The organism is Paenibacillus sp. J22FR83, from assembly GCF_059691955.1.
Map to the genome: position 1 here is coordinate 43,351 of NZ_JCAUAM010000004.1, position 12,066 is coordinate 55,416.

Below are 12,066 nucleotides of genomic sequence, written 5' to 3' on the forward strand. Positions count from 1 at the left end.
AGCTTCTTCTATTCAATACGAATAGGAGAAGCTTATTTTTGTATCCGAAAGTCAATTTCCCAAGTTCATCTCATACACTAAACAAAACCAGATGAAATCGAGGTGAAGGTATGGAAATTACACTTGGTGAAGTGCTGCTTTCTAGCTTTATATCCTCGATCTTCTTCATTATGATTAAGGAAATAAGGAAATCGTACAAAGATTCAGAATAGTTAGAAGATTAGATCGAAAGCCCTATACGCATTGATAGGGCTTCTGATAAAATAATTGTAAACGCTTAATTTAATGGGGGTGGACATGACGTATCCGGTTTACAGAGCGACTGTAATCCATATTGCCGTACTCATTTTTACTGTAGTCATAATAGGAATTCTAAATCTATCGAGTGATACGTATGCCGCTGAAATACCAGTTTCTCAAGGTAAATCTGCTGTGGCATCCTCTGTTACAGGGGCTACATATAGTGCGAATCAAGCTGTGGACGGTTTTATTTATACCAAATGGGTAGCAAGCAATACACAACTTCCACAATGGTTAACCGTAGATCTTTCGCAAAATGTACACGTCTCACGTGTTGAAACGGTATTTGAGCATGTGAATAGTTCGTATGCGTACAAGATTGAATCTTCAACGGACGGCATTAATTGGAGTATTTTCTCAGATCGTTCTGCAAATACAGCTATCAATTTCCCTTATTACACGGACAGTGGTGATGTTCTCGCAAGATTCGTCAGATTGCAAGTCGTAGGCGTTGGCTCGCCAGGAGATCAAGCAAGTGTATTTGATTTTCGCATATATACAACGAATGAAGCTCTGACGCTTCTGTCACAAAATAAGACAACGGTTGCTTTATCTAGTTTCTCGGGTTCTTGGGGTTCTGATAAGGCCGTGGACGGTCAAATGTTAACAAGCTGGGCACCGAGCAGTACATCCTTGCCTCAATGGCTGGTTGTGGATCTTGGGCAACTGCGCAATGTGCAGCGCTTCGAGACGACGTATTCAACGATCCAAGATATATACGGGTACAAAATTGATTTCTCCATAGATGGTATTACCTGGTACACCTTTACGGATCGAACAGGGAACATGCAGGCGGGAGATCCGCGATATGTAGATGAAGGGAATGTTACGGCACGCTACTTTCGATTAACCACGACGCGTGTAGCCTCAGGGGGATATGCAAGCGTGGCGGAATTTCAAATTTATGGACCAGATGGAGGGATAAATTCAAATCCTAATCCACAAACGTTAACGCGCATATATTTGGATGACGAAAGTTATAGCCTGCAGCCAAGCGAGACGAAAGCCAGTTACTTAACAGGGGTTTATGGGAATGGCAACACGTTTACAATCCAATCTGGAGCTACCTACAGAATGGGGAATACAAGTGTTGCTACAATCAATGCCAATGGCGTTATCACGGGAGTTGCTGCTGGCGCAACAACATTAACAGCAACTTTTAACGGCCAATCGACTACAGCAAGCGTTACGGTATCTTCAGCTTTGGCCAATTTGAATCGGATAGCCTTTGACTCCTATTCGTATTCTCTCCAATCGGGTTCAACACGTTCGCCATATATCATCGGATACAAGAATGATTACAGTACTCAAACGCTGACAACGGGTTTGACTTTTACAAGTTCAAATCCGGCTGTCGCAAGTGTAAATTCAAATGGTATGGTGACAGGCCTTTCGCCAGGCATTACGACAATTACAGCATTTTATGGCAGTTTCTCTGCCTCTGCTAGTGTCAATGTAACAACCTCTGTTAGTCGCATTGAAGCGGATGAAAGTACCATTTATTTGGAAGTCAGTGGAACACAGTATCTTTCTATCCATGCGTATGATTCGCAATATATCGGGACTGACGTAACTTCAAGTACGAGCTACACAAGTTCAAATCCATCTGTTGCAACGATAAGTAGTTATGGCTATATCACCGCATTAAGTGCAGGGAGTGCCATTATTACGGCAACTTATAACGGAATTTCGACAACGATTTACGTTACGGTAGGATTCAAAGACCTCATAGCTCCTACATGGAATTATGGAGCCAATGTCACTGTTACTCCCAACTCCAATTCTACTCTTTCACTAACTTGGTCGGCAGCAACAGACAATGTTGGCGTTACTTCCTATCGGATATATAAAGATTCGGAGCTACTAACAACGGTGAGTGGAAGTGAGCTCACTACGCAATTAACAGGCTTAGAAGCAGGCGTCAATATGAGTTTCAAAGTTGAAGCAGGAGATGTAGCGGATAATTGGTCATCTACGGGACCTAGTGTGAATTATACGTTAACAGGAGTTGCAAGGTCATCTGGTTCACAGACGCGTCTTATTTCCAGTCAGCGTGTACGTGAAGCAGCTCCTGATGGCAGTATGCTTTCTAGATTTCGTGCCGATGATGGTGAGCTGCGTGATGCGATTAACGCATTAAATGAGGGGACGGCTTCCTCTTTGATTTTACAAATTCAAGATGATCACGATACGACCGTCGTCGAATTTGCTTCAAGCGTTTGGAATGATTTACGGGCTATGAATGGGAATATGCAATTGGATATGAATGCTATTCAGGTTACAATTCCACTGCTCCTTTTCAAAAATCATCTGGGAGAAGCCGAAGCTTCAAATGGCATGTTCTCAGTGATTATCCGATATGAAGCAAGTCAACTTGCAGAAACGCTGAGAGATCAAACAAATGCCGAACAAACGGCTTTACTTTTGACCAATCCAATCGAGTTTGACATTCAAGTTGGCGGTGTTGCGCTTCGTCATTATGAGAATATGCAAGTGGAGAGATCAATCGCTCTTCCTGGCACTTCTTACACAACGAATATAACAGCAGTACGTTTGAATGCCGAAACAGGAGAGGTCAACTTCGTGCCATCCGTCTTAACCGGAAGCGATGGTGCGTGGAAGATGGTTATTAAAGATCAATATGGCGGGTTATATACCATCATTCAGAAAGATAAGCATTTTGAAGATATGAAGATGCACTGGGCACGAGAAGATGTTGAAAAGCTGGCTTCCAAAAGGATCATTACGGGGGTAGATGAGCAAAATTTCGCGCCGGAGAAGGAAATTTCTCGTGCTGAATTTGCTACCTTGCTCATCCGTGCGCTAGGCATGGAAGTAAACCAATCGGATTCCGGAAGTTCTGGTTTTCTGGATATTAAGGACCAAGATTGGTATTCCCAGATGGTCAACACGGCGGCCAAAGCAGGTCTCATCGAGGGATTTGAAGATGGCACCTTTCGCCCATTGCTGCAAGTGACTCGTGAACAGATGGCGGCCATGATCAATAGAACGATTCAAATTACAGGCAGCCAGCAAGTCAATGATACGCAAGATGCCGTGCTTACACCATTTGTAGATCAACATGCGATCGACAACTGGGCAAGGCAAGCAATGGCGTTTACCCTTCAAACCGGGTTAATTCAAGGTGTTACGGAGACACAGCTTAATCCCAATGCCTTCGCGACGCGTGCGCAAGCGGCTGTCATGTTGAAACGTCTGTTAATTTATTTGCAGTTTATCAATTCCTAAGTCTTGTAAACACAATTCTCTATTGGAGGATTGTGTTTATTTTTTTTGCCTATGTCACGATGATTACAATAAATTTACAACCAGCAAATGGGGGGATAACAATGGTTTGCTAATCTGAATTTGTAAACTCTAGTCGAGGGGCGTGAGGAAAGATGAATGGAGTACCTCTGTTGACGGCGCCACATCCTGCTAAGCTGATCGTGAAACTTGCTAAGCATGAACAAGAAATTGAGCAAGCGATGCAACTGCGATATCAAGTGTTTGTGGAGGAAGAGAAAAATTTACGATTGATGAATGAACAAAAGCTAGAACGTGATGCTTATGATTCGTATTGTGATCACTTAATTGTCAAAGATCTAGAAACGGATCAAGTAATAGGTACTTATCGTCTTTTACCAGGTGATCGGGCAAGTGAAGGCATTGGATTTTATTCTGAGACGGAATTTGATCTAAGTAGGATGTCCGAACTAAGACAACAATCGTTGGAACTGGGTCGCAGTTGCATTGCTCCAGCATATCGCGGCGGCAGGGCTATACAAATGTTGTGGGAAGGGATTGCCGGTTATATCAGTGAGCGCAATATCACGCATTTAATTGGGTGTGCGAGTGTACACTTTTCAACGATAGAAGATTTGAATGAGATTTATACGATGCTGAAGCAGAAACAGGTGCTAACAGATCGATTTGGAATCAAACCGCTTGAAACCCATCGGATTACCGGTCTTACAGAGATTGAGCTATCGTGCACTGAGAAAGATATGTTTCGCAAATTACCGCCTTTAATGAAAGGCTATCAGTGGCTTGGAGCAGAAATTGGCGGGGATCCTGCCTATGATGAGCTATTTGGTACAGTTGATTTTTTTATCGTATTACAAAAAGATAAAGTGGCGCGTCGATATAAACGTCATTTTCTACACGCGGAGTGAGATGAGGTGAGCTTGCCTTGTATGAATGGATCGCAAAGCTAACTTCAGGAGAAGGGGGGCGCAGTCCGCTGGGTCGTGTGTTCCCCATGTTTCCCTTATGGATGATGTCATTCTTCTGTGTAGGAATAGCTTCAATATGGTATCTAGTCTCACGAAATGGGTTTCTAAAGAATGTGAGATACAATTTGGCCGATGTGTTAGGACCGATGCCTGAACGGAAACTTAGGTCATTGACAAAGAAGTATGTCCGAAATGTTGTGTTTTCGCTTTACGAAATTTGTTTCGAATCCAATCGCTTGCATAGGTATGAATTCGTTGTGCAAGGTGAGGAACATTTGCAGGCCGCGCAGCAGTTAGCCAATGGAAAAGGATTTATTATTTACACACCGCATAGTGGCAATTTCTTTACTTATTATTGGTATTTCTCGAGAAGGTTCGATTGCTTGACCGTTGCATCAGCGGGGAGCCCTGAACTGAAGCCCTTATATGACAAGTTCGCAGCGTTAGGTTGTAAAGGTTTAGATTACGATAGTGTACCCCCATTGGAATTATATCGCACCTTAAAAAGGCATATACAATCCGGAGGCGTCGTCTTCTTGCTCGGCGATTTCTGGCGGCCATCGTTTCCTTTGTCGAAACTATTCGGCAGAGTGACTCGCACACCCGAAGGTACGGCCATGTTGGCGCTTGAGCTGCAAATTCCGATTGTTCCTTTCTATGGGTTTCGTTCCCACGGCTTCAAGCATCAGCTTGTAGTAGGTGAGCCGCTATCTGTACATGTCCATGAGAATAACAATGCTAGAGCTGTAAGAACGGAAACGAATCTGATATTAAATAGTTTTGTCGAGCGAGTTATTCGGGAGCAGCCTGCTTCTTGGTTTTACTGGTTTAACATTCATGAACGTTGGGAAGACGGTCTACAGCAACCACAATAGTCATAAGGACGGGGGAATCGATACATGGATACAGCAAGCCACTTATTGTTCGGTGTAAGCCTCGCAGGATTAGCTTGTTTAGATATGGTGGTTACGCAGCAACCCGCATTAAGTCATGCGATTCTTGCTGGAACGTTAATTGGATCTCATGCACCGGATTTGGACACTTTTGCCCGATTACGAGGGTATGCGAGTTATGTTCGTTTACATCGAGGTGTGACGCATTCATTGCCAGCACTTGTAATCTGGCCATTATTGATAAGTTTACCGCTATCGGCTGCGTTCGGCATTTGGGAAAACTTCTTTCATGTATACTTTTGGACGTTTCTTGCTGTTGCCTGCCATGTAGGGTTAGATGCCTTGAATGTTTATGGTGTACAATGCTTGCGACCTTTTACGAAAAAATGGGTGCATTTAGACACGCTATGCCTATATGATCCCTTCTTATTTGTGCTGCATGTAGGCGGTGTGATCCTGTGGTTTACCATATGGGGAGGCGTATCAGGTAGCCATATCGGAGAGATGTTTGCCCTTATATTTGCAGTATCGCTTATGTATGTATGGTTCCAAATTTCGCAACGAAATAAGCTTAAAAAGCTTGTGCATCGTGAGTTAAAATTCTCCACAGATGAAGGTGTATGTCATCTTGTACCGAGTTTAAGCTGGTTTTATTGGCAGTTTGTCTTTGAGAGTGATGCAAGCTTTTATCTAGGCGAGGTTCGACACGGTCAAGTGAATGTCCTTGAGCAGTATAGTAAGAAGGATTATAATCAACGGCAATCACACCCTATTGTGAAAGCATCCATGGGGACAGATGGTGTTCGTGCATTCTTGCAATTTGCTCAGCACATCTATGTAAGTTGGAAAGAGAAGAACGGTGGATATGAAGTGCAGTGGCGAGATATGCAATTCTGGCATAAGCGCAAGTTGAGCTTCGGCGTCGATGTACATCTTGATCGGGATATGAATGTTGTGAGTGATCGGATTGGTATGGATAAAAAAGCTTGGGATCCACCCTACGTGTGAGGGACTGTGATTTGGATGAAACTTACATTGACCAAAGATTTCTACTCATGGTTAAATAAGAGAATATATCAATTTTGCGCCCTTGCAGATTGTATTGCCTCTTGTAATAGGCGCTAAGAGTCAGGTGCGAATTAAGCAACTGGCCTTTTTTTATTCAGTAGAAGCGCTATGAAATCGATGGGGGTGTATGGCCTAATGGCTCCACGTAAAAGAATCGGAGATCTTCTAGTTGAATCTGGATTGATCTCAGAAGAACAATTGAAGAATGCCCTCAGAGAGCAAAAAGAACTGAATATGAGACTCGGCGATGTGCTTATTACCCGCAATTACATCACAGAACAGCAATTGATCGAAGTTCTTGAGTACCAATTGGGTATTCCGCATATCCAGTTGTACCGTCAAAAAATCGAAACGAAAATTATTAATATTATCCCGCAACGGCTTGCTGAGCAGCATCAGGTTTTACCCATTCGCACGGAAGGCAACAAACTAATTTTGGCGATGGCTGATCCTTTGGATTATTTTGCAATTGATGAGCTGCGTATGACGACAGGCTTCCGCATTGAACCTACGATTGCTTCCAAAGACGAATTACAGCGGGCGATTAAGCGTTATTATGGACTGCAGGAATCGGTTGAGCAGATCATGCAGAACTTAACTACTCGGGAATCGGAAGAAACGAAGCCAATTGTGGAAGATGAAGATTCACCCGTCGTGAAGACGGTAAATCAAATCATTATCCAAGCGATCCAAATTGGGGCAAGTGACATTCACATAGATCCACAGGAAGATAGTTTACGAATTCGATATCGCGTGGATGGAGTTATGCGAACAGAGCGGACGCTGCCGCCTCACATGCAAAGTGTCATTATTGCTAGGATCAAAATTATGGCAAATATGAACGTCGCAGAAAGAAGATTACCGCAAGATGGGCGCGTTGAAATGGATATTGAATTCCGTAAGGTAGATATCCGAATCTCCTCGCTTCCTACCATTCACGGAGAGAAAGTTGTCATGCGAATTCTTGATCTGGGGAGCACGCTCACCGAAATCGAGAAATTAGGACTCTCAGAGCACAACCTGAAATTATTTCAAAAAGGCATAAACAATGCGCACGGTGTTGTACTAATTACAGGTCCGACTGGAAGCGGAAAAACGACAACGTTGTACTCCGCATTATCCAGATTGAATAACGAGGAAGTAAACATTATTACTGTTGAAGATCCCGTGGAATACCAGCTTCAAGGTATTAATCAAGTTCAAGTAAATACGGTAACCGGGCTGACTTTCGCCAAAGGACTGCGGACGATCCTGCGTCAAGACCCCAACATCGTGATGGTTGGAGAAATCAGGGATGTAGAAACAGCAGAGATTGCTATTCGCGCAGCGATGACCGGGCATCTTGTCCTAAGTACATTACATACCAACAACGCAGCGAATTCAATTACAAGGTTAATCGATATGGGAGTCGAGCCGTTCCTGGTCTCATCAGCTGTAAATTGTATTATTGCACAACGGCTTGTTCGCAGAATTTGCTCAGGTTGTTCAACTTCTTATGCTCCTTCTCAAGAAGAAGTAATCTTACTTGAAAGTCATGGATTTAAAGCAGAGGCATTGCGTAGAGGACAAGGTTGCGGAGAATGCGGGCGAAGTGGGTTCAAGGGGCGCCTCGCTATTCATGAAATATTGCCGATTGATGATACGCTTCGGACGATGATCTTGCAAAAACGTTCAGATAATGACTATCGAAATTACGCAAGCGAGCATGGATTAATACCCATGATTAATGATGGCCTTAATAAAGTGATCGCGGGTCAGACGACGTTAGCGGAAGTATTCCGTGTTATTGGAAATAGCTAATTTTTTTTGGTCTTCCGCGAGAAAAATGTCGAATAATATTCCTAACACTTTCCTAACAGTTCCATAGTACTATGTTTTTATGGGTAATTATACCTATTTTCATGGGGGTGAGGATGTTTATGGCAATGCTAGAATTGATGAAGCTTGCACATGACCGTAAAGCTTCTGATATCCATATCACAGTTAATTCGCCAGCTATGTTTCGTATTCACGGCGTACTTAAGCCAGTGAACAATCACATACTGACTCCTGCTGCAACATTAGAGATGGCAAAAGAATTGATGACAAATGAGCAATATGAACTCTTTTCGGAAAAAGGGGACATCGATTTATCATATGGCATCGCAGATGTTTCTAGATACAGAGTCAATATTTATAAGCAAAAAGGCAATATTAGTTTGACAATTCGGCTTATTCCTAATCAAATACCGGCAATGGAAGTACTTGGTTTACCCGCAATTGCTCAAGATTTTGCGAAGAAACCGCAAGGTCTCCTACTTGTCACTGGGCCAACGGGGAGTGGAAAGTCAACAACCTTAGCTGCAATCTTAGATTACATCAATCGGACGAGAAACGATCATATCATCACCTTGGAAGATCCGATCGAGTTTGTTCATCCACATAAGTCATGCATTGTCAATCAAAGGGAGATTGGCGTAGATACACAATCGTTTTCTTCAGGACTGCGGGCAGCATTAAGACAAGACCCTGATGTAATTCTGGTAGGGGAAATGCGAGACCTGGAAACGATTAGCATCGCGATCACGGCTGCAGAAACAGGCCATTTGGTTTTTGGAACGTTACATACTGCGGATGCTCCGCAAACGATTGATCGGATTATTGACGTGTTTCCTTCTGAGGCACAACAACAAGTACGCGTGCAACTTGCCTCTGTAATGTTAGGTGTCATGGCACAGAGACTTCTACCAACCACAGATGGCAGCGGTCGCGTAGCTGCGATTGAAGTGTTGGTGAATACACCAGCGGTAGCGAATCTTATTCGCTCAGAGAAAGTGCACCAGATCCGTTCTGTCATGCAAACTGGCAAGGCCCAAGGCATGCAGACCTTGGAAATGGCTCTTCGTGAGTTGCTTCAACAGCGAGCGATTACGGTGGAGACAGCGAAAGAAGCGCTCTTTGGTTTCGCAGAGCTGCAATAAGTAAGCTGTAAACAAGGAGGTGAGCTCGAGTGCCTAAGTTCAGGTATCAAGCTGTCGACAACCATGGTCATTACTACAAAGGGGTACTCGAAGCGACTTCATTTCAATCAGCAACAGACGAGTTGAAAGGAAAGGGACTATGGATTCTCGAGTGCTTTGACCAAGGGAAGAGCATTTTGTATCGGGAAATTTCTTTTGGCGGACCGAAGGTCAAAATCGATCATTTCACTGTATTTTGTCGTCAACTATCGACGTTGTATAAATCCGGTGTCAATATGGTAGAGTCGGTTCGCATCTTGAGCGAGCAGACAGAGAGTAAGGTATTTAAGAAGATTCTTAAAGAAGTTGCCGAGGACATGCAGCGTGGTACGCAGCTTTCCGTAGCTTCAGCGCAGTTTCCAACTGTATTCTCCACAGTTTTCATCAACATGATTCGAGCGGGAGAGGCAAGCGGGAACTTAGACGATATGTTAGATCGCTTAGCTGTGTTTTACGAGAAAGAACATTACACCAAGGAAAAAGTAAAGTCAGCTATGATTTACCCGATCATTATGGGGATCGTTACGATAGCAGTCGTTACGCTTATGATGACATTCGTCATTCCTAAATATGTTGAAAATTTCAAAGCAATGGGTTTGGAACTACCGCTGCCAACCAGAATTGTCATCAAGTTAAGCGATTTACTAAAAGCTTACGGGTTCTTCATGCCCCTCTTCGCGATTGCGCCAAGCCTGATCATTCAAGCTGTGAAGCGTACGAAGAAAGGCAGCTATTACTGGGATTATTTTCGACTTAGAATTCCGGTTTTTGGCAAATTGGCACACAAGCAATCCATTGCTCGTTTCAGTCGAACATTTAGCTCATTGTATGCGGCAGCGATTCCGATGCTTCAAGCCATGACAATCGTTTCAAATGTGGTAGGAAATGAAGTCATAAGGAAGTTGATTATGGACTCACGAGAAGGTCTCAGGAGCGGGAGATCCATTGCAGATCCGTTCAAAGATTCATGGTTATTTCCGCCGATGGTGGTACAAATGTTAGCAATCGGGGAGAAGACAGGTGCGTTGGATAGCATGCTTGAAAAAGTAGCTGATTTCTACGAGGCTGATGTCGATACGATGGCTGATCGTTTGAAATCACTATTAGAACCGCTAATGATATTACTTCTCTCAGGAATTGTTGGAGGCATCGTATTAGCCGTGATGCTCCCAACGTTTAAACTGATGGGTGGTATTCATTAAATATATGATTATCTTATTAATCGAAGGAGAGGGTACTATGTTTAAAAAAATGATGAACACAAAGCTACGACTGCTTAAAAATCAAAAAGGGTTAACGCTCGTCGAGTTGTTGGCTGTTATTGTTATTTTGGGGGTTGTTGCTGCGATTGCGGTTCCGGCTATTGGGGGGATTATTAATAACTCGAAAAAAAATGCAGACACACAGACGGAAACACTTCTTAAAGATGTTGCTGTAAGATATCTCACAGATACCAAACCCAATGGTCCAACTCAATCATCTTTGGATGTGTCGGTTCTAGTTACAAATAATTACTTAAAAGAAACACCTAAGAAACAACAAGAAGAAACTAGTACTACTTACACTTCAGTTGCAGTTTCGTACACTGCTGCTGGAGGTTGGACTGCTACTGGAGTAACAACTACTCCATAATAGTCATTTTATGAATTATTAATTCCCATTTCCACCCAATAAAGGTAACTCTCACGAGTTACCTTTATTGAATCCCTCAAACTTTCCCGAATGGAGCTACTATGGACGCGCAAACTCTCCTTTACACAATCACGGCTGCCCTATTCGGACTCGTTTTTGGAAGTTTTTTTAACGTTGTAGGCATTCGGGTTGTCAAAAAGGAATCCATCGCCTATCCACCTTCACATTGTGTACACTGCAATCATGATCTTAAACCAATAGACCTGATTCCGGTTCTAAGCTATTTAACTTTACGAGGAGCTTGCCGGTATTGCCGAGCCAAAATTTCTCCGATATATCCAATTGGTGAAATTGTAACTGCTGCTGCTTTTGCAATAACAACATGGCAAATTGGACCTTCGGTAGAACTAATTGTCGGACTTGTATTTGTTTCGATGTTAATGATTTGTTCAATATCAGATATCAGATATCGAATTATTCCTGATATTGTTGTTTTCTCAGGGATGCTTGTTGTACTCTTGCTGCGAATTTGGATACATCCGTTACCTCTATGGAACTATATAGCAGCGTTGTTCATCGGTGGAGGATTTTTATATGCTGTTGCGCTCGGCTCTTTGTTAATCTTGAAAAAAGAAGGTATGGGCGGCGGCGACATCAAATTATTTGCATGTATCGGTCTCATAGCTGGGATCAAATTGACTTTATTCACACTTTTTGCCGCAAGTTTATTTGGTCTGATGTATGGACTTGTACAACGACGTATGAAATTTTCGGAAGAAGACCCTGGTATCCCATTTGGTCCTTTCATTGCTGCTGGAGCTTTCTTTAGTTACTTTTGGGGAGAGCCCGTCATTAATTGGTACCTGAACTTGCTTCATTTCAATTAAGTCATTCATCATCATGCAAACATCTCAGAAATTCAGCGAAGGAGCGAGACTG

General features: G+C 43.0%; 9 protein-coding genes. All 9 read left to right on the forward strand.

All coding sequences use genetic code 11. The features are described 5' to 3' along the window. The first annotated feature begins 297 nt into the window (after positions 1-297). The 9 genes from AC58PV_RS08580 to AC58PV_RS08620 all read left to right on the forward strand — a co-directional run bounded on the left by AC58PV_RS08580 (position 298) and on the right by AC58PV_RS08620 (position 12,014). A complete protein-coding gene (locus AC58PV_RS08580) occupies positions 298-3,549 on the forward strand; it encodes a discoidin domain-containing protein (RefSeq protein ID WP_497431851.1) in 3,252 nt (1,083 codons plus the stop codon). Between the two features lie 152 nt (positions 3,550-3,701). Continuing rightward, positions 3,702-4,475: a GNAT family N-acetyltransferase gene (locus AC58PV_RS08585; RefSeq protein WP_497431852.1), complete on the forward strand. Its 774-nt coding sequence runs from the start codon at positions 3,702-3,704 to the stop codon at positions 4,473-4,475. A gap of 17 nt (positions 4,476-4,492) precedes the next feature. Continuing rightward, positions 4,493-5,410, forward strand: coding sequence for a lysophospholipid acyltransferase family protein (locus AC58PV_RS08590; RefSeq protein WP_497431853.1), 918 nt, complete (start codon positions 4,493-4,495; stop codon positions 5,408-5,410). Between the two features lie 24 nt (positions 5,411-5,434). Further along, entirely contained in the window at positions 5,435-6,436 is a 1,002-nt protein-coding gene (locus tag AC58PV_RS08595; RefSeq protein WP_497431854.1) for a metal-dependent hydrolase, read from the forward strand. Positions 6,437-6,631: 195 nt separating this feature from the next. Further along, positions 6,632-8,296 carry a GspE/PulE family protein gene (locus AC58PV_RS08600; RefSeq protein ID WP_497431855.1) on the forward strand — a complete coding sequence of 555 codons (1,665 nt, stop codon included), beginning with the start codon at positions 6,632-6,634 and terminating at the stop codon, positions 8,294-8,296. Positions 8,297-8,409: 113 nt separating this feature from the next. After that, positions 8,410-9,456, forward strand: coding sequence for a type IV pilus twitching motility protein PilT (locus AC58PV_RS08605; protein ID WP_497431856.1), 1,047 nt, complete (start codon positions 8,410-8,412; stop codon positions 9,454-9,456). 29 nt (positions 9,457-9,485) lie between these two features. Then, entirely contained in the window at positions 9,486-10,697 is a 1,212-nt protein-coding gene (locus AC58PV_RS08610; RefSeq protein ID WP_497431857.1) for a type II secretion system F family protein, read from the forward strand. Positions 10,698-10,734: 37 nt separating this feature from the next. Beyond that, entirely contained in the window at positions 10,735-11,127 is a 393-nt protein-coding gene (locus tag AC58PV_RS08615) for a competence type IV pilus major pilin ComGC (RefSeq protein WP_497431858.1), read from the forward strand. 101 nt (positions 11,128-11,228) lie between these two features. Then, the gene (locus AC58PV_RS08620; protein WP_497431859.1) at positions 11,229-12,014 is read left to right on the forward strand and encodes a prepilin peptidase; all 786 of its coding nucleotides are present in this window, start codon (positions 11,229-11,231) and stop codon (positions 12,012-12,014) included. Positions 12,015-12,066 lie beyond the last annotated feature (52 nt).

Coding starts and splice junctions, on each gene's coding strand:
- AC58PV_RS08580 (WP_497431851.1), top strand. CDS start 298: ATGACGTATCCGGTTTACAGAGCGACTGTAATCCATATTGCCGTACTC.
- AC58PV_RS08585 (WP_497431852.1), top strand. CDS start 3,702: ATGAATGGAGTACCTCTGTTGACGGCGCCACATCCTGCTAAGCTGATC.
- AC58PV_RS08595 (WP_497431854.1), top strand. CDS start 5,435: ATGGATACAGCAAGCCACTTATTGTTCGGTGTAAGCCTCGCAGGATTA.
- AC58PV_RS08600 (WP_497431855.1), top strand. CDS start 6,632: ATGGCTCCACGTAAAAGAATCGGAGATCTTCTAGTTGAATCTGGATTG.
- AC58PV_RS08605 (WP_497431856.1), top strand. CDS start 8,410: ATGTTTATGGCAATGCTAGAATTGATGAAGCTTGCACATGACCGTAAA.
- AC58PV_RS08615 (WP_497431858.1), top strand. CDS start 10,735: ATGTTTAAAAAAATGATGAACACAAAGCTACGACTGCTTAAAAATCAA.
- AC58PV_RS08620 (WP_497431859.1), top strand. CDS start 11,229: ATGGACGCGCAAACTCTCCTTTACACAATCACGGCTGCCCTATTCGGA.